General features: G+C 53.8%; 12 protein-coding genes. 3 read left to right on the top strand and 9 right to left on the bottom strand.

Going from position 1 to position 20,293, the window contains the following annotated elements:
- Positions 1 to 130: 130 nt before the first annotated feature.
- Together JAO32_RS01670 and JAO32_RS01665 are read left to right on the top strand one after the other, a co-directional pair.
- Positions 131 to 3,700, top strand: coding sequence for a carboxypeptidase regulatory-like domain-containing protein (locus tag JAO32_RS01670; RefSeq protein WP_334236845.1), 3,570 nt, complete (start codon positions 131 to 133; stop codon positions 3,698 to 3,700).
- 94 nt (positions 3,701 to 3,794) lie between these two features.
- Complete coding sequence (locus JAO32_RS01665) at positions 3,795 to 5,204, top strand: glycoside hydrolase family 30 protein (protein ID WP_334236843.1); 1,410 nt, start codon at positions 3,795 to 3,797, stop codon at positions 5,202 to 5,204.
- 89 nt (positions 5,205 to 5,293) lie between these two features.
- On the opposite strand, the gene JAO32_RS01660 is transcribed toward JAO32_RS01665, so the two are convergent.
- From JAO32_RS01660 to JAO32_RS01630, 7 genes are all read right to left on the bottom strand, one after another.
- Positions 5,294 to 5,680, bottom strand: coding sequence for a DUF7009 family protein (locus tag JAO32_RS01660; RefSeq protein ID WP_334236841.1), 387 nt, complete (start codon positions 5,678 to 5,680; stop codon positions 5,294 to 5,296).
- 16 nt (positions 5,681 to 5,696) lie between these two features.
- Complete coding sequence (locus JAO32_RS01655) at positions 5,697 to 7,148, bottom strand: alginate export family protein (RefSeq protein ID WP_334236840.1); 1,452 nt, start codon at positions 7,146 to 7,148, stop codon at positions 5,697 to 5,699.
- A gap of 78 nt (positions 7,149 to 7,226) precedes the next feature.
- Entirely contained in the window at positions 7,227 to 8,486 is a 1,260-nt protein-coding gene (locus tag JAO32_RS01650; protein ID WP_334236838.1) for an MFS transporter, read from the bottom strand.
- A gap of 129 nt (positions 8,487 to 8,615) precedes the next feature.
- Complete coding sequence (locus JAO32_RS01645; protein ID WP_334236836.1) at positions 8,616 to 10,784, bottom strand: molybdopterin oxidoreductase family protein; 2,169 nt, start codon at positions 10,782 to 10,784, stop codon at positions 8,616 to 8,618.
- Positions 10,781 to 12,271: a DmsC/YnfH family molybdoenzyme membrane anchor subunit gene (locus JAO32_RS01640; protein ID WP_334236834.1), complete on the bottom strand. Its 1,491-nt coding sequence runs from the start codon at positions 12,269 to 12,271 to the stop codon at positions 10,781 to 10,783. The genes JAO32_RS01645 and JAO32_RS01640 overlap by 4 nt, the downstream gene beginning before the upstream one ends.
- 32 nt (positions 12,272 to 12,303) lie before the next feature.
- Positions 12,304 to 14,034 (bottom strand): diflavin oxidoreductase, encoded by a 1,731-nt coding sequence (locus JAO32_RS01635; protein WP_334236832.1) that lies wholly within the window; start codon positions 14,032 to 14,034, stop codon positions 12,304 to 12,306.
- An 8-nt stretch (positions 14,035 to 14,042) separates the two neighbouring features.
- Positions 14,043 to 15,830, bottom strand: coding sequence for a NirA family protein (locus tag JAO32_RS01630; RefSeq protein WP_334236830.1), 1,788 nt, complete (start codon positions 15,828 to 15,830; stop codon positions 14,043 to 14,045).
- A 398-nt stretch (positions 15,831 to 16,228) separates the two neighbouring features.
- On the opposite strand from JAO32_RS01630, the gene JAO32_RS01625 reads away from it, so the two are divergent.
- A complete protein-coding gene (locus tag JAO32_RS01625; RefSeq protein ID WP_334236828.1) occupies positions 16,229 to 17,872 on the top strand; it encodes a uroporphyrinogen-III synthase in 1,644 nt (547 codons plus the stop codon).
- Positions 17,873 to 17,908: 36 nt separating this feature from the next.
- Here JAO32_RS01625 and JAO32_RS01620 read toward each other — a convergent pair whose 3' ends face one another.
- Together JAO32_RS01620 and JAO32_RS01615 are read right to left on the bottom strand one after the other, a co-directional pair.
- A complete protein-coding gene (locus JAO32_RS01620; protein WP_334236826.1) occupies positions 17,909 to 18,586 on the bottom strand; it encodes a MarC family protein in 678 nt (225 codons plus the stop codon).
- A 255-nt stretch (positions 18,587 to 18,841) separates the two neighbouring features.
- The gene (locus tag JAO32_RS01615; RefSeq protein WP_334236825.1) at positions 18,842 to 20,254 is read right to left on the bottom strand and encodes a sulfatase family protein; all 1,413 of its coding nucleotides are present in this window, start codon (positions 20,252 to 20,254) and stop codon (positions 18,842 to 18,844) included.
- Positions 20,255 to 20,293: the final 39 nt, after the last annotated feature.

The following is a 20,293-nucleotide window of genomic DNA, read 5'->3' as shown; positions in this document are numbered from 1 at the left end:
ATGATGAATGACTTGTTAACCATCAGAAAAACCTCAGTGAACTCTCGGCACCATCTCAGGACAATCGTTAGTTCGCGTCCATACCGTGTGGAGCGTTCGGAAAAAGCAGTTGAAAGCAGGTAGCAGAACCGTGACATCTTTTCGATCCAAATTTTTGTTGGCCAGTAATCCCATCTTTCAAGGACCGCTTAGCCGGCTCTGCCCCATTCCGGTGGCATGTGTTCTGGCGCTTGGCGCGGTCTCGACGGCGGGCGCTCAGGTCACGTCGGGCACCATTTTGGGCTCTGTACAGGATACAACCGGTGCACTGATCCCCGATGCCACCGTGAAGGCCGATGCGCCCGCTTTGGGCGTTAGCCGCACAGTCACTTCCACCGGAAACGGCACCTTCTCCATCCCAAACCTGCCCGCGGGAACGTACACCATCACCGTGACGCGTACCGGCTTCCAGCAGTTGAAGAAGGATGGCGTGATCCTGAACTCCGCCGACCGTCTGAACGCCGGAGCCTTCCAGCTTCAGGTGGGTACGGAAAGCACGACGGTCAGCGTTACGGCCGAAACCGGTCAGATGCAGATCCAGGCGAACTCCGGCGAGCGTAGCGATCTGATCACCGGCAAGCAGTTGAACGACATCGCTCTGAACGGGCGAAACGTTCTCGACATCGTCCGCGTGATTCCCGGCGTGTCCGGCACGGGCAGCTTCGGTGTTTCCGGCACCGGTGGTCTGGACAGCTACAGCATCAACGGCACCCGCGCTAACCAGCACGAGTTCACCCTGGACGGCGCCAGCAACGTGGACACCGGCAACAACGGCGGCACGCAGGTCACGCTGAACACCGACGCCATTGCTGAAGTGAAAGTGCTGACAAGCAACTACCAGGCCGAGTTCGGCAAGGCGGGCGGCGGCTCCATCGTGGTGACCAGCCGCGGCGGCACCAACGACATTCACGGTAATGTGCACATCTTCCATCGCAACGAAGGCATGGACGCGCGTTCGTGGATTGAGAACCATAACAAGACGCCGCAGCAGCTATACCGCTACAACACCGTGGGCGCGCAGATTGGCGGACCGATCAAGAAGGACAAACTGTTCTACTTCTTCTCGACCGAGTGGTATCGCCAGCTGATTCCCGGCAGCGTGAACCAGTACCGCGTGCCGACCGCGTTGGAACGCAATGGCGACTTCAGCCAGAGCCGCGACTCCAACAACAACCTGATCACTGTTTACAACCCAAACACGGGGCTGCCGTTTGCGAACAACACGGTTACTCCATCGCAGTTGACGACAGCGCAGGCAACAAACTTTGCGCAGATTCAGCGCATTCTGAATCTGTATCCTCTGCCGAACGTAACGGGCCAGTCCACGTATAACCGGCAGGACCCTCTTAGCTACTCGCACCCACGTACTGAGTACGTTGGTCGTATCGACTGGCAGATCACGCCGAACGAGCGTTTGTTCGCGCGTTACATCAACAACCAGGACAGCAGCACAGGCCCATTCAACAGCTTTGGCAGCCTGAACTGCTCCAGCAACCTGCAGTTTGCGGGCGGCTGCTCCAACCGTCAACCCGGCTGGAACCTGGCTGTCGATCTGACCAGCACACTTTCGCCGACCATTGTGAACGAAGTCAGCGTTGGTCCCAGCGTCTATCGCTCTGAAACGCAGGGCGTGAACGGCAATATCTCAGTTGGTGCGAACAACATCAACCTGCCACTGCTGTACCCTGTCACTTCGGATACGTCGATCCCGGACTTCTCCTACACGGGCAATGGACAGAACTACCCGAGCAGCTACCTTGGCGCTACGCCGTGGCACCAGGCCAACACGACCATCAACGCGAATGACAACCTGACCTGGACACTGAAGAACCACACCATGAAGTTTGGCGTGTTCTACCAGCGTTCGCGTAAGGACCAGATTGCGTGGGGCAATGCAAACGGTCAGTTCAACTTCAATGCCTGCTCCACATCACCTACAGGCTGCTTGAATGGTTCGACCAGCAACAGCAATCAGGGTTCGCCGTTTGCCAGCGCACTGGCTGGTGCATTCACGAGCTTTGATCAGTCATCTTCGCGTCCTACGGGCTACTTCCGCTACAACCAGCTTGAGTTCTACGCACAGGACACGTGGGTGATCAGCCCTCGCCTGACGCTGGACTATGGCATGCGTTTTGCATGGATTCCTCCGCAGTTCGATGCGAAGAATCAGATCGCACTGTTTACTCCTTCGGCTTACAACGCAGCGAACGCGGTGACCATTGATCCGACAAGCGGCGCTATTGTTGGCAACGGCGGCAATCGCTTGAATGGCATGACCTACTCCGCGAATGGCACACTGCCCAAGGGCGGATGGAATGGCCGTGGCATTCAGTATGAGCCGCGCGTTGGTTTCAGCTATGACTTGTTCAACGACCGCAAGGGTGTTCTACGTGGCGGCTTCGGCATCTCGCATGATCGTTCGCAGGGCAACCTGGTGTTCAACACGGTGTTCGGTAATCCCGCGCTGGTGAGGACGCCAACGATCAACAACGCGAACATCACCAACATCGCTACTGCAGCGCAATCGAACCCTGGTGTGCTGAGCGGTATCTATGGCGCAGACATCACAGGCCAGGTACCGACGACGTACAGTTTCTCACTGGGCATTCAGCGTGAAGTGGCTTCTGGCACAACGCTGGATATTGCCTACGTGGGAACACAGTCGCGCCACCAGGTAACCGCACGAGATCTGAACCAGATTCCGTATGGCACTACCTTTACCAAGGCAGCACAAGACCCGAGCCAGTATGCTGGCGGTGTTGTGCCCAATGTGGAACCGAACCTGCCACCGGAATATGCCGCTGCAGGTTATTCCTTCGCCGGTGACAAAGCATACAACCAGAACTATCTTGCACCGTACAAGGGTTATGACCAGCTTGAGTACTACAAGTTCGACGGTACGGCTGGATATAACTCGCTGCAGGTGTCGGTACAGCGCCGCTTCTCGCGCGGTCTGACCTTCGGCGGAACCTATACGTGGTCCAAGGCAATGACGACCTCCACGGCAGACGAAACGTTCGTGGATAAGTTCAACCCGAAGCTGTACAGCTATGGACCTGCGGGCTTCGATCGTCGCAACATTGGCGCCATTAACTACGTGTACGACCTGCCCAAGTTCACGCAACACTTTGGTGGACCGCGCTGGCTGGAATACGTTACGGATGGCTACCAGATCAGTGGTCTGGCGAACTTCCAGAGCGGCAACCCCGTGCGCAATGCACTGTGGTCGCCTGCGAATGTGATCACTGGTGGTCGTCAGTGGAGCAAGACTCCTCCGGCTTACGTAGGAGTGGATGCGCGAGGCAACCTGGTACTGCCGACTATCGGTCAGCCGTCGCAGGGCGCACCGGGCAGCATTCGCAACGACGCTCTCGTCACGTGGGATAACTCGATCTTCAAGAACTTCCCGCTGGGCAAGGGCGACAAGGGTCGTTACATCCAGTTGCGCGGCGAGTTCTTCAACATCCTGAACCACACCAACATCAGCAGCCGCGATTACAGTGCGAACCTAACGCTGCCGTCGTATAACAGCAGCACCAACACCTACACGCCGCTGTCCATCACGAAGAGCAACTCGTGGGGCACGCCCACCGCAGTCCGCAGCCCAAGCGGACCGGGTGGACCGCGCGTGATCCAGCTTGCGGCTAAGGTCTACTTCTAAACCAATCACTTTTCCCATGTGGGCTGGCCATAACATTCGGCCAGCCCATACTTTCTTGCACTACCATTTCCTCACCCAATCAAAGGATGTCTGCGTGATTCCCTACCGCCTCTTGGTGATGTGTTCTTCGTCCCTGCTTCTCTCCGTCGCTTCTGCACAGACGGTTCACGGTGTTCAGACATCCGTTGATCTTAGTAAGACACTTGCTCCACTTCCCGCTGCCAAGTTCGCAAACTCCGCTGCAAAATCTGACGTGACCATTACCGTCGATGAGACGAAGCGTTTCCAGACGATGGATGGTTTCGGTGCAGCCTTTGTCGAAGGCTCCGCCTATCTCTTGCAACACGAACTAACACCGCAGCAGCGCAGCGACGTGATGACACGTCTGTTCGATCCGAAGCGTGGCATTGGTCTGAGCGCAATGCGTCTTCCCATTGCAAGCACCGACCTTTCGCGCGCGCATTACAGCTATGACGACATGCCCGAAGGTGAGAGCGATCCGGAGATGCAGCACTTCTCCGTAGAGAAGGACCGTGCTGATGTTTTCCCCACTGTGCGTGAAGCGTTGAAACTGAATCCACGCATGACATTGATCGCTTCACCGTGGAGCATGCCTGCGTGGATGAAGACAAAGCCCACGATGAATGGCGGCGCATTGCGTGAAGATGCAGAGCCTGCGTTTGCGAAGTATCTTGTGCGTTCGCTACAGGCATTTGCGAAGGAAGGCATTACACCGCAATATCTGACGATCCAGAATGAACCGTTGAATGAAACGAAAAACTATCCCGGCACATTGTTGCTGGCAGATCAGGCAGCGCGTTTCATCGGTAAAGATCTCGGCCCCGCTCTGCGTACAGCAGGCCTGAAAACACAAGTGCTCGCGTATGACCACAACTGGGATCATCCGGAATATCCGCTCAGTGTTATTGCTGATCCAACTGCGCGTCCTTACATGGCTGGTTCTGCAATGCATTGCTACGGTGGTAACGCTGACGTGCAGGACGACATGCACGCCAAGAATCCGCAGATGGGCATCTGGATGACAGAGTGCTCTGGCGGCACATGGCAAAAAGAAGCGCCACTAGCGGTCACGGCTCACCTTGTTATTTCATCCACGCAGCACTGGGCAAAAGCCGTAACGCTCTGGGGCATTGCGCTTGATCCGAAGGGCAATCCACATGCAGGTGGATGTGGAACTTGCCGCGGCCTGCTGACGATTGATGAAACGCAGAAGCCATCCGCCATTACATGGAACGGCGACTTCTATGCGTTGGCGCACGCCAGCAAGTTTGTGCATCCTGGTGCGGTGCACATTGCATCCTCTACGACAACAAACGGCGTGGATCAAGTGGCGTTTCAAGACGCTGATGGAACCATCGCTTTGATTGCATTCAACGATACGGCTGAGGCGAAGACCGTGGATGTGCAGTGGCATGCACGCACTGTGCATCTCTCACTTCCCGCAACCTCGTTGGTTACTTACACGTGGAAAGCGACGCGTTAACGATCGATCTGGATACATGACGCACAATGCCCTGCCATCGCGGATGGCAGGGCATTTTTCTATACGCTTACGACTCAATGCCTTTGTCTTCAGCAGTGCTTGGCATTCGGGTTGTCGAAGGTATCGATATTGTCCGCATCGCTACGATCAATGCAGGCAAAATCTTTTTCAATCGTGATCTGCAACATCTCACCGCCGTAGACTGCCTGTTCGGAATATAAACCCACGGCGATGTTGTCCTGGGACCACGCAACAATATCTTCCGTGGGCGCAGTGATTCGGATGGAAAGCCCATCCTGCTCCGCTGCGATCGCCTTGTAATGAATACCGTGTTCAATCGAGTAGGACAATCGACCAGCAGGATTGGTGGCACTCAGCAGTGTGTGCGATTCGATTCTTCCTTCCTCCGCCAACGTTTGGACTTCCGTCCGCAGCAAGCGGAAACGTATGGAATTATCTTTGATTCTCAATTTCATACGACGCAACACACTCCTAAAGATGCTTTTGGAATTTGTAATTCAACTCAAAGTAGCCGTAGTTCGAATCGCGATTGCGAGGATAGATCGCCGCGATCACCGTCTTCCCATAAGCATGAGCATAATAGGCCGACAGCGATACTTGAGGCGTGATGGCATAATCCGCACTCATGTCGAAGATCGAAGAGAAGCTGGCACTTCCATTGGAAGGACGTCCCGTATAGCCAAACACTTTGTTATCAAACGCTCCCCCTCCCTGATACCAGAAGTCCTGCTTTGAGGTGAGTTGCAGGAAATGCAAGTCACTCCGCACTTCTACCTTCTTATTCGGATTATCGATCAACTGCACAAAGGTATCCGTGGAATTCATCAGGTTGTAGAACGGATAGCGCGCGTACACACGCGGCGTTGGCAAAATTTGGAAGAAAGTATTGTGCTTCCCATCATTTGGATTATTGTCGCCAGTGGAGCGAAGGTATCCTCCGCGAAGCCATGGCGTCGAGGCTACAGTGTTGAGCTTCATGCCCCCTTCTACTGCGATTGCACCTGCGGAGTGATCCAGGACGCCCCAACGTCCGCCTTGCCCAGCTCCCCACAACACAAAATCAACGGTAGTCTTACCGACAGGAAGCGCAGCGACAATATCACCGCCGTATGTACCAATGCGAATGTTTGAGTGATCCAAGGCTCTTGCTGCAGCCGTGCGATTATCTGTTTTTGTAAGCCCAGTACGACCATCGTGATATCCAATACCAAAGCCACGAATCAGCATATGTTGATTGATATAGCGAGAATACGAAAGGTACTGGATATCAACGTTAAGCTCGGGGTTGGCGTTCATATTGAAGACGCCTTGCGTTGCGCGACCTGCCATCGCGGTTACATCCCAGGATGATCCGCCAAACTTCACATCCGCTCCATCAAACGATCGCTGTCCATTGGAGAAACCAAAGTTTCCTACAAGGCGCTGAAGAACACGATTCGTTTGTAGCCAGCGGAGTGATGCATCCCTTGCTGGCATCTCTTGTCCTTCAAAGAATTCGAAACGTCCGATGCGCGCTGTGCTTGCATCCTCGCGGAAGTGATAACGAAGGAATCCCTGACGGAACGACGCGGCCGCGGGATAGGCGTTGTTACTGTTCGCGGCATAATACGTGCCCCCCAGACCAAGTTGGCCTTGAGCGGCAACCGGTGAAACTGCATCCGTTGGAAGAGCCAGCTCAGCGCTCTGTCCAAGATCCAACATGTAGTCAAACTTACGTATTCGTTGCGTTAAGGAAAGACGCAAGAGTGAATCCTGGTACCCATACACTTCAGCATTTGGAGTCGCAGCAAACCACTGCGTAGCATTCGTACGTTCGCGAATGGCTAGGGTAACCACTGGTCGATTTGGTGCCGGTGAAGGAGCCTGAGAAAACAAAGAGGGAGCGATGCTCGCAATCGCGAGCAAGAGGAGGAACTTCTTCATGAGTGTCTCCTGAAAAGTCTCGCGTCTATCTCAAATATGGTTAGGCTTGCGCCTCTCAATGCAGTCAGAGTGTCGTCACTAGGCAGCGACAGCTGAACTCGTTGCTCCAATGGCTTCGGCATCCACAGTGGCAGGAGCAATCGCTCTTCCTCCAACTCCCACCCAGCTCTTCGTCCATTTGCGAGCGACAAATCTCATTACGACCAACACCAAAAAGGCGAAGATGGCATAGACCGCAAAACCAGCAGAAAAGGAACCGGTCTTCTGTTTCGAGATTCCAAGCACATTGGGAAGAATGCTGCCACCGAGAGCACCAATCTCGCCGATCATGCCACCAGCAATTGCTGTCGTTAACGGCCAACGCAGAGGAACAAGCTGGAATGTGGCACCATTGCCCGCACCCAATGCTGCGAAGCACACCATAAAGAGAAACGTGGTTACAGCAAGTGAAGGAGATGTTGTAAGGCCAAAGATCCCTGCGATGGCGACCAGAAATACAACCGAGAGCGTGGTGATTCCGCCGATCTTATCGGAGAGCCAGCCACCAAGTACACGTGTCGCGCTTCCCAACAACGTTGCCATCATGGTCAACGTGCCGGCCTGTGTCTTTGCAATGTGAAATTGCGAAACAAACAGTGATGGCAAGAATGTGGCGAGCCCCAGGAAACCACCGAAGGTAATGATGTAAATGAGATTGAAGTACCAGCCATCGGCTTCTACGAGACATTTCAGATGTTGTCCCAGCGTCTGATGCTCCGTGTCTGGTGGTTCCTTGGCAAAGAAGATCATGGTCAGTAGCGGCAACAGCATGAACAATGCAGCAACACCGTACACGTGCGACCATCCGTAGACCTTGGCAAGACGAGGGGCAAAGAATGCGGCCAGAGCGGTTCCGCTATTACCAGCTCCAGCAATGCCCATCGCAAGGCCTTTGTATTCTTTGGGAAACCAGCCGGCACCAAGGGAAAGGGCTACGCCGAAGCTGGCGCCTGCCGTTCCAAGCAACACGCCCATCGCAAGTACATTCGAGAAGGTGTGTACGAAGAAGAACCCATACATCAAAGCCGCGATGATGGTGAGCATCTCAATAATGGCTGCACTCTTACGTCCGATATATTGGCTAAGAATTCCCAGAGGAAAGCGCATCAATGCACCTGCCATAGTGGGGATCGATATCATCAGTCCCGTCTGCGCGGGAGAGAGATGAAATTGCTCCGTAATGAAAGGGCCCATTGCTCCATTCAGCACCCATACGGCAAAGCTGAAATCGAAGTACAAGAAGGCTGCGAAGAGTGTAGGCGGATGTCCGGAACGTAAGAACGCTTTTGCGCTTGCCATGTTGTGGCTCCTAAGTCGAAGTGAGTTTGCTGTTTAAACTGCGCTTGCGGCTTGTGTTGCGGAGCGAACGTCATGGTTCGGCTCTTTACTGCGGATGGTGCACTCGCGGCGATCATGGCCGCGAGGATCTTAGCGGCTGCGTTCTACACGCACAGCACACTGCTTGAAGTTTGGCTCTCGGCTAATGGGATCAAATGCTCCCAACGTAACGAGATTCGAGTTCTGCTCGGCAAAGTGAAACGGCATGAAGACCTGTCCCGGTGCAACGATGCCAGTAATACGAAGCTCAATGCCTTCGACGCGAGCGCGGCGCGAGACAAGTGTGATCCTGTCATGCTGGCGTAACGAGAGCCTGTCTGCATCAACGGGATTCATTTCCAGCCATGCATTTGGAACCATTCTGTCCAACTGAGGAACCGCTCCAGTTTTTGTCCGCGTATGCCAATGCTCTACCGTGCGGCCAGTGTTCAGAATGAAGTCAAACTCTTTGTCCGGCTGCTCCGTGAAAGGTAAGCATGGAACGCAATGCAATTTAGCCCGTCCACCTTCATAGGGAAAGACGCCATCCCGATACAGACTTGAGCCACCCCATTGAACACCGCCCTGCTCTTCGAGCTGTTTCCATGTGAAGTTGCTGTAGTCGCACAACCGGCCTGCGGAAACACGCTGCCACTCCAGCCACGCATCATGTGATGAAGTCCAGCCAGGGAATAACTTTTCTTTAACACCGAGCCTCTCTGCGATAGAGAGGAATATTCGGAAATCTGAACGGGCCTCTCCAGGCGGTGCAACGAATGCATTTACCTTGCTGACGCGTCGTTCCGAATTTGTGTAGGTTCCTTCCTTCTCTCCCCAAATCGCTGCGGGTAGAACAAGATCGGCATAGTCCATGGTTGGTGTTGGAAAGAAGCCATCCTGAACCACAACGAATTCCGCGGTAGACAAGGCCTGCGTCAACAGCTTCACGTTCGGGAAACTTACAACTGGATTGGTTGCGATAAACCAGAGAGCACGAATGCGCTTGTCGAGTGCAGCCTCAATGATGTCTGGATAAGCGAGTCCGCGCGATTGCGGCAACTCTGCTTCGTCAATACCCCATATTGCTGCCAGTTCCTCACGGTCCTTGGGGCTATCAAATTTGCGATACCCAGGCATGCCTGAGGTAAAGCCACTCTCGCGTGTCCCCATGGCATTGCACTGCCCCGTAATGGAAAAAGGAGCAGACCCTAGTTGCCCGATCTTGCCTGTGAGCAGAGCGAGATTGTTGATGGCCGTAACGGTTACGGCTCCTTGCGTCGAATGGTTCACTCCCATCGTCCATCCGATGAAGGCAGACGAGGATTTCCCGTAAAGAAAAGCTACATACTCAATTGTCTCCACGGGGAGTCCCGTGGTGAATGAAACAGCATCTGGAGTGAATTCAGAAACAAAATTCTGAAATTCGTCTAGACCTTCTGTGTGTTGCTTCAGGAAGCTCGCATCGATCATGCCATCACGCAAAAGGATGTGAGCGATGCCATTCAACAATGCAATGTCTGAACGAGGTTTTACCGGAAGATGAATGTCCGCCATCATTGCAGTCTTGGTGACGCGGGGATCAGCAACGATGAGAACCTGACCTGGCTTCTTGCGCAGACGATTGCAGAGGATGGGGTGGTTGTCGGCAATATTTGAGCCTACTAACAGAACAACATCCGCGTTCTCCATATCAGCATAAGAGCCAGGAGGACCGTCAGAGCCAAAGCTCAGTTTGTAGCCTGAGACTGCGGATGCCATGCACAAAGTGGTATTGCCGTCGTAATTTCGGCTGCGGAAGCCAAGCTGCACTAGCTTGCCGAGCGTAAAGAACTCTTCGGTAAGTAGCTGGCCTGTTCCGATTACGCCAAGTGTATTGGAGCCATGGTCCTGCTGGAGTGCTGTGATACGCGTCACCATCACGTCCAAAGCTTCTTCCCACGTTATCGACTCAAACGGCGAAATCCGCCCGCCTCGACGCAGTAGCGGCGAACGTGCGCGCCCCGGCGTATCAATCATCTGGTGCTCACTCAGTCCTTTGGGACAAAGCTTACCCAGATTTACGGGATGATCTGGATTACCACGCACCGCTACTGCTTTCCCATCGCGCGTACCGACCAACATGCCGCAGCCAACGGAGCAATAACCGCATGTTGTCTTTGTCCACTTATCAGCAATCCTGGATTCCGATATATGGCCATAGATCGGGTCTTGCCCATAGGCATACTTACTGTTCGCAATATCGAGCCCTAAGGCCCTCTTCAGCCGTCTCGTAATGGTCATGCGGCCTCCGCATGATTACCGATAAAGCTCAAGCCCATGCTGAGCGGCACAACGGAAACGAAGAAGAGATATCTTCCGATTACAACGGTTACGAAACCTGCAAACAGTGCAAGCCACGGTAGCGGGGCATACGTAAAAAGAACAGCCGCACCTGCACTTAGGAATGCCAGTGCTACGCGATAGAACAATTGTTCCCCGCGCAGCAGGTTATAGCTGGCGCGCTGCTCGAACACAATCGCGTGGCGAAGTCGAATCATTCGAACAAGCTGATTCACGCTCCATAGCGATGCGAATATCAACACGAAATTTCGGTAAAGAGCATATCCAGGAGCGATTACGTCTGCCACCAAGCTTCCAAGCAAAGCTGCGGAAGCGAGGAAATCAATCGGAGTATGGACCGTGTTCCATGCAGGTCGCGCCTTCACCAGATAGAGAGCGGCACTTGCAAGCGTGCCACATAATCCAAACAAGATGCTGGCATACGCAATGGGTACAACTGCCCACTGCAATTGTGGAAGTCGTGCAGAAATTGCACAGGCGGTAACACTACTGTAGAAGAGGCCAAAGAGCAGAACTTCGCGACTGAGCCACGAACGCCGCCACATGCGAAGTGCGCGCCATGCATAAGCGGGACGACCAAGATGAAACACAGACACATTTAACGCAAAGGTTGTAAGCAACCAAAGCAACGTGAGGATGTTCGCCGTTAGTTGATGCGCAACCGTTGTGACAGCAAGTGCTCCAAAGGAAGCCTGCATCACCGTTGTCATTGCGATCAAGGAAGGATGTGCATGCTCCAGATGAAACGCCCCGGTGTCCACGCGCTCCAACCAGGAGGATGAGCGCTCAGGCAATGTAATGCGTGTTGTCGAGATTGTTTGTCCAGCCGCGGGCATTCCGGGAGATTCCGCGGTATGAAAATCCCTCTGCCATTCCTGCTTATTCACAATTTCAATCTGAATTGCGTTTTCTGGACAAGCGTTCACGCAAGCAGGCTCGCGCCCGTCAAGCAAACGGCCACGGCACATGTCGCATTTCCCTACGACTCCACGTTCCGCATTGAACTGGGGAACGCTATAAGGACAGTTCCACACACAATATTGGCAACCGATACATGCATCTGCAGAATGAAGGACGATTCCCGTAAGTGGGTCTTTTGTGTATGCATTCACCGGGCAGCCGCAAAGGCAATCCGCGCTAAGACAATGGTTACAGCCCATGGAAAGATACGTGCGCTGCGTATCGGGATACACGCCACCTTCGAGTTCGCCGACACGTCGCCACTGAATATGTGCCGGATTGCCATTCTGCTCGTTGCACGCAATTTCGCACGATCTACAACCGATGCACTTCGTCATATCGAAGTGAAAGCGATATTGTTCACCAGCCTCCAGCGGACGCGACGGGATAAGGGCCTGTGCCAGTGTGGGTGACGCTCCATTTGCAACGAGCGTCATCCGCACCAGATCGGCGCTGTCTGCTTCCATCGCGAGTTCCTGAAGAGGTAGAGACATAGGCGTTAGTACACGTCCCGGTGATAACGATGTTGTTCATGCAACGCAGAGACATAATCCTGCGCTGCCTCTGCAGTAAGGCTGCCATGAGTTTCCACGATGCGATGTAGTGCAACGTCTACATCTTTCGCCATGCGACTTGCATCACCACACACGTAGACGGATGCACCGTCGTTCAGCCAACGGAATAACTCCGCGCCGGATTCGAGCATGCGATCCTGAACGTATACCTTGTGCTCTTGATCCCGAGAAAACGCAGTGTCAAAGCGCGTGAGATGACCATCGTCAACGAAAGACTTCATCTCGCAGCAGTAAAGAAAGTCTGTCTTAGCGCTGCGCTCGCCGAAGAACAACCAGTTGCGTCCCGTATGTCCCAGCGCGCGGCGCTCATGCAAAAATGCACGGAAGGGTGCTACTCCGGTTCCGGGGCCAATCATGATGATGGGAGCCATGGAATCGACAGGTAGGCGAAAACGCTTGTTCGGCTGCAGATAGATTGGCACTCGTGCACCAACCTCCATCCTTTTTCCGAGCATGGTGGAAGCTACGCCTCCACGTTCACGTCCATGTGCGGTGTAACTTACGACTCCAATCGTGCAGTGGAGTTCGCGGCCATGTGCGCTGGGGCTGGATGAGATGGAATAGAGCCTGGGTGCGAGTCGAGGCAGAAGTTCTACTAACTCCTCCGCATTTGAAAGAACGCCCGGATAAGCATGGAGCAGGTCAATCAGACCTCGTCCATGCAGGTAGGTTTCCAATTCTCCTGCTTCCGATGTAAGAAGCGAAGAGAGTGTTTGACATTGTGCTTTCTCTGCAAACCTCTGAACGACTTTGCGCGTTAGCTTCGTTATCTGCAGATGGTGACGCAGAAACTCTTCTACAGAGAGCGGTTCTGACTTGGGCAAACTGGCGGTATCAGTCGCAGAAAATGACAAAAGAGTGAGTATCTCATCCACAAGCGCAGGATCATTCTGTGCCAGGACGCCACATGCATCACCAGCTTCGTACTGCAGTTCCGCATCGGTAAGGTCAAAACCGACGTGCACCGTCTGCTTGCTCGATGAAGGATGGGTCAGCAATTTCTTGTCGACCAGCTGCGCATGATAAGGGTTTTCGCGCGTGTGTTTCTGAACTACCGCCGCCGATAAATCAGCAGCTACAGCAGGATCATTCGCGGTCTTGCTAGGTTCAGATAAAGATCGCAACAACTGGCCGCTCCATGCGCCGAATGACGTATCCACATCCACGTCACTCTCCATGCGTCCGATCAGGCGTGAAGCACCCAAAGCCATTAGACGTTCATCCAGTTCGATACCAAACCTGCAGAAATACTCATAGGTTCGATCGCCAAGACAAAAGACGCTGTAACGAAGTTTGTCTATCCGAGGTGCAGTGTCTGCAAGAAGTGCCTCTCGGAATGAGCATGCGGAATCGGGAGCTTCACCGTCGCCGTATGTACTTGCAAAGAAGAGCGCATATTCCTCTTGTGCGAGAGCAGACAGCGCAATCCCTTCCACGGATTGTGCGGTTGCGGAATGACCATTTTCCTTGAGCAGCTTAACCATCTTCTTTGCAAGCCGTTCAGCAGAACCACTCTGAGAGGCGAAGAAGACGCTCACGTGATAACTCTTCGGTGTTCCTGTTTGTACGGGTGCAGAAAACAAACCTTCCAACAGCCTATTCAGCCATGCGCGCTGTTCGGCGCTGAAGGGAGCATCTTCAGGGATTAGGGGCATCCTATTTGTCATGCTGCAACCTCGTCAGCACTCTCCACCTTGCAATAGGAGCGGAGCTCCTCCACCGTATGGCGTGCACAGAAATCCAGAAACGATTCTTCTGATCTGACTCGTTGCGTGTAATGCTGCATGAAACTGTGTAGCGCGGGCCCCACCTCGTCGTATCGCATTGCAGGAAATAATTCGCGAGCGATTGCCTGATGATTGTCAGCGCCGCCACCAAGGTTCACCTGATAACCAGGTTCTCCGCCGATCTTGACGCCCATCAGACCGATATCGCCGATGTAGTGTTGCGCACAGGAGTGCGAGCAGCCGGTCACATGCAGGTTGATTGGTTGCAGGATGGGAAACGCAGCATCCAACGAGCGCGCAAGCTCGAGCGCATGTCCTTTTGTATCTGTTGCTGCAAAGCGACATCCACGGTTGCCAGTGCAGGCGACTGCACCGCTCAAAACATGCCCTGCGGTGAAATCAAGCCCGACAGATCGAATGGCTTCGCATGCAGCAGCGAGATCCTGCGTTTTGATATTTGGTATCAAGAGGTTTTGCCATACGGTTAGCCGTACTTCGCCACATCCATAATGGTCCGCGATATCGGCCAATGCTCGCGCTTGCGATGAGGGGAGCCAACCTACAGGAACACATACGCCGATGTAGTGCAGCCCTGATTGGGGTTGCGCGTGAATGCCGAGATGAGCCGTGCGGTCAATCGGCTGCCTCGGCTCAGACTCCCCTGCAGAGATACGCACGATAGGAAATGCCAGCTTCCGCTCTGTCTCTTCAAGGAAACGGTCGATTCCCCACTTATCAATGAGATATTTCAACCGCGCTTTTTTGCGATCTGTCCGATCACCATGTTCTGCAAAGACACGCACCATTGCAGCGGCAACTGCGACTAACTGGTCTGGGCGGAGAAGCAGTCCGCAGTCAGAAGCAAACTGCCGGTGTCCCGTGATTCCGCACAACAACACACGAAAGTAAATGCCCGCGGGAACGGACTTATTCTCGGAAATACGAACGGCGAGAAAGCCGATGTCATTCGTATCCGCAAGCGTGCTGATTGTGCCACCGCCATCAAAGGCAATATTGAATTTGCGGGGCAATCCGAACAGATCACGTGAGTTGAGAATGTATGCCTGAAGTGCGTCTGCGTATGGACGAACGTCAATCAACTCTGCAGCGTCCATTCCCGCAAGCGGCGACGCGGTGATATTGCGAATGTTATCTGCTCCAGAACCCTGCGAGGTCATGCCAAGGGCACGGACAGCATTCAACACATCGATGATCGTTCGCGGTGCAAACTCGCGAATCTGGATTCCCGCACGTGTCGTAATGTCTAACCGGCCGCAGCCAAACTGGTCTGCGATGTTCGCGAGTCCCCTTAGTTGCCGCGTGCTTAGAATTCCGCCTGGAGCGCGGAGACGCATCATGAAGCTATCCTGCGCTGGAGCTACATGAAACAGCCCATGAAACTTAAACCGGTAACGGTTTTCCGCGTTTGGCACTTTGTTCTCTGCCGCGTGGGCAAGCAACTCATCCCATAGATCAAGCGGATTCGCCTCGTACTTCCAACGTTCTTCCCCACAGAGATCCTCCACAGGTGTATTGAAGAACATTGGCGTGTTCGCCAGATTCGGGCCGCCGACATTGGAATCAGAAGTGAACTGCCCGGACGCAAGCTGTCCGAGGTACGGAGCGCTCTGAGCCACCGCCGCAAAGAAACCTTGCAGATAGGCCTTCTGTTCCGGCAGGAACTCTGCGGAAGCAGCGATTTCAGATGCTTGCAACTCTGTCATAAGCCAGGTCCTCAACACTACGTAGAGGGCGGGCCCAGAGATCACGGATCGGAGTGTGTATTCGCGGCACAAGCCTCGAGAACGCGCGGACGCACACTCAAATACAAAATCGAGTGACATCTGGGCTCGTCGTGGAGCTTGTTTCGTAAAGCCGGAGCTGGCGCGCCTGGGGGCCAGTTTATGAGCAGGAAGAAGATCGTCCGGCGATCATGGCGGGACACACCTTTAATACGCGAAGTATGACACGGCCCGGCATGGACTGCAATAGGAAAGATTCCTAACCACCGTTTGCCCCGGTCAGGTGGCCAACCCAGAATTGCCGCCAAACACGTTACACTCAAGAAAATTCGGCAGTTTCCCGTTACAACCACTGCCCATTCGCGTTGGGAGTCATTGCCATGCGTCACGCCAGCTTCGACGGTCTGCGAGTGTTATCGCTCGAGTCCCGCCGTGCACGCGAGGTCGAAAAGCTGATCCGCACCTATAACGGCGACCCCGTGGTCGTCCCTGCGATGCGTGAGATTCCACTCGAATCAAATACAGATTGTTTCGAATTTGGAGAGCGTCTTCTCAAAGGCGACTTTGACCTGATCATTTTTCTGACAGGCATCGGGGTCACCAAACTGATGCAGACGTTGGAAACGAAATACCCGCAAGAAGTCTTGCTTGAGCAACTGCGTCAACGCGAAATTGTGACTCGCGGCGTCAAGCCTGTTGCAGCACTCCGTGAGTTGCAGATTCCAGTTTCCGCATCCACCGAAGAGCCAAGCACCTGGCATGAGGTACTGGAATTACTCGATTCACAGTATGGTCCCCGGCTTGCAGAACTTCGTGTTGCGGTACAGGAATATGGGGCAACGAATCCAGAGTTCATTGCGGAGCTGGTTACACGATGCGCAGATGTAACGAAAGTCCCCGTCTATCAGTGGGGATTGCCTCTTGATTTAGAACCGTTGCGTAATGCTGTGCGTCGAGTATGCGACGGCGAGATCGATGTTGTTTTATTCATGACCGCCGTGCAGGTCATTCACCTCTTTCAGATTGCCGATGAATTGGGGCTGCGAGAGATGCTGCGAACGGCACTGCAACAAGCCCTTGTTGTCTCCATTGGCCCTACGACAACCGAAGAATTGAAGCACTACGGCGTTCAACCAGACTTTGAGCCGTCGCGTCCTCGCATGGGTTTCATGGTGAACGAAGCCGCTCAATATGCCAAAAAGCTGCTTTCGGAGAAGCGCTCTGTTTCTGCTGAATCCGCCTCCGCGCCGGGTACAAGAACACGCGCTCCGTATCGAGGAACCGTACAGCAGGTTGCGCCCTCAACATCCGCCATGTCCGGCTTCCGTGATGGCCTGGTTCCGTTTGACGTACTGCAGGAGATCAGCAGCCACATCGCTTCTACGGACCCGCTTCACGTAACTCTTTCACGGATCGTGACACTTGTGTCCATCGTGATTCCATGCGATTCCTGCTTCCTCTACACGCTTGAGGACGACAAGCTCATTTTGCGTGCTTCGCGTAATCCGCATAGCGATGAGTTGGATCATCTGAAGCTCTCAGTCGGCGAAGGTGTTACAGGATGGGTCGCAGAACATCGCGAAACTGTTGCCATTTCAGAACGCGCGAGTGAAGATTCTCGTTTCAGTGCGTTTGTAAGCCTGCCGGAAGATCGTTTCGAAGCCATGTTGTGTGCACCGGTTACCTGCGCAAACCGTGTCGTAGGCGTACTGAATCTGCAACACAGGCAGCCGTATCAGCACAGCGAGTTGGAACGGCGCATGCTCTCCACTGTTGGGATTCTGGTGGGAGCTGAGATCGAACGCGCTCGCCTTGAGACAGAGAACTCTGTACTCACCAACAGACTTGAAACCCGCAAACTCGTCGATCGAGCAAAGGGTATTCTGCAACGCGATCTGAATTTTTCAGAAGATGACGCCTATCGCAACATGCAACGCGAAAGTCGGCAGCGACGGAAATCCATGCGCGAGATCGCAGAAGCTATTCTGCTGGCGGACAGCTTGAAACGCGACAAAACTTCCTAACTGTACCTTCTATCGTTGGGCGACGCGCAATGTATCTCAGTGTCTCGACAAACTCAGAAGAAGTGTAGAGAGTCCATTCCAAAGAATCTGGACACCGATGCAAAGCAGAATAAACGCGACCACCCGCAGGATGCCGTGCGCGGTTGATGGAGCAATCGCCTTGGTGATGATCGGCGCATGGGCATAGCAATAATAGACAGACACGCTCAGCACAACAATTGCGATGAAAAGCCCTAGATGTCCGAAAACGATGGCACTTCGCGCTCCATCTGAGAAACGTGCGCTCAACGTCAACAAAACGACAAGCGTGCCGGGGCCAGCTGTAACAGGAAACGTGAAGGGATAGAAGACCTTGTCTTGAAGGTTGTTGAACCCGCGATCTGCATCAAGCTGTGCTTCTTCCCGCTTGTCATTAGCTGCAGCTTCAGAGTCCTTGGCATTTAGAACAGACCATCCAATAGCAGCAATGACAATGCCGCCTGCTACCTGAACAATCGGCAGAGATATCCCGAAGAAGTTGAGAATGGCTGAACCGAGCAGCTCGAAAATTCCAAGGAAGACAACGGTATTGATTGCGACCCTGCGAGCAAGCGAACGGTAGACTGATGGTGGCACATCTCCGACGAGTCCAAGGAAGACGAGCGCGGAGCTAAGCGGGTTGACAAGCGGCAGCAACGCGCTGAACGCAATCAAAAACGAGTCCCAAATGATCAAGCAGGCCCCCCTCAGAAGTGCTCCATCTTCGAATAGTACACATGGAACTCTACTGGTTGCTCATCATTGCATGCCCCAGACGGATCGGCGCTCACCCCGCGGAATGAGTGTATCGCCCTCCGGCGGAATCGACGGCATTGTCTAGAGCTTTACGGGCAGCATCCCTCGCTCAGTAGCGGCAACGACTCGCCTCTGAGAGCTTAATCAGCTTACAGAAGCGAGTCGTTGGGAAGACAGCATTCAGCGTGAAGACTTTCAGGAAAACTGTCCTTGGCTTGTGGGCATTTCCTTTGGAGATATGCCATTTACAGGCGCAGAGCGACCGCCCGGTGGCAGGGGTACCGGACCATGCAATAAAGGATCGTTTGTGGAGTGCATCCAGTCGTCCATGTGTTTTTGCATTTGTTGCAGTATCTCTGCATGCGCAGGATCGCGGGCCAAATCGTTGCGCTCCGCGGGATCGAACACGAGATCGTACAACTCTTCGCTATGCAACAGTTGCTGCTTCTGCCATCCCTCACGTAACCAGTACGATTTCGCTGCCCCGTCGTCGCAGTTAGGCAACACATAGGTAGTTCTTCCGTCATAACGACGCTGATACTTGTACCGCGCTGTCCGGACACAGCGCTTGGGTTCGTAGGCGGCGTGATACGTTACTTCCGCAAAGATCGCGTCGTTGACTTCTTCTTTCTCTCCACGCACAACAGGAAGAAACGATTTCCCTGCTAACCATGCGGGCTTGCTCATCCCCAGGTAATCGCAGATCGTTGGAAAGACGTCAATGTGCGATAGCAGTGCGTCGCAAACTCCTGCTTTTGAAAATTCACCTGGACCACTCATCATGAACGACACGCCTATGCCTCCATCGCAGAGGTTTGCCTTCATCGTTGGAAATGCAATGCCATGGTCTGTGGTGCTGATGATGAGCGTGTTTTCACGCAAGCCCTTCGCTTCCAGCGCATCCAGAATGCGGCCTACAGCCTTATCCATGTCGCGAGCGCTTTGATGAAATCCAGCCATGTCAATTCGAGTGGATGGATTATCCGGTAGCGGCGCAGGCGGCAGGATGTAGTCGGCGTTATCTGTTGGCGCCGGATAATCGCGGTGGGTCTCAAAAAATCCACAGTCGAGGAAGAATGGCTGTTTCGGGGCGCCGTTCAGAAATTCAACTGTATGCGTGGCTACATCGGCCGCAAGACGATGTGTGCCCGGCAATATCTCGTCAAAGCCAATGACTTTGGGATCGACCGCAATGTGCTGCAGTCCAGCAAGCACCGTGTAATAGCCCTTTTGCTCACGCAGGCTATGCAGGATGTGTTGCTTATAGTCATGCAGTTTCCACCCCAGATGAGCAAGACCATTCATCCCCGCTGCGTGCGGGCTTTGCCCCGTCAACAGTGCCGATCGACTGGCGGAACAGGAAGGCGCTGCGCAATGCATCTTCCGAAAGAGGATGCCTTGATTGGCAATGCGCATCAGATTCGGCGTGGGAACATTGTGACCGTAAGGTCGCAGGTAACGACCTGAATCGTGCGAATGCAAATACACGATGTTAGGCAGTGATGATCTAGCCTGTCCCAACGCAGCCACAGGATGAATTGCTGTGGCTGCGGATGCAGTTGCGGCTGCTTTAAGAAAACTGCGACGACTACCGGATGGATTGAACATTTCTTCTCCGCTTGATGACGCTGTATCCGTTGAGACTTT

Origin of the sequence: Terriglobus sp. ADX1, assembly GCF_036877645.1 — a bacterium.
Taxonomy (GTDB): domain Bacteria; phylum Acidobacteriota; class Terriglobia; order Terriglobales; family Acidobacteriaceae; genus Terriglobus.
Note: the sequence above shows the minus strand (reverse complement) of the source record. Positions and strands in the feature narration are given on the sequence as shown.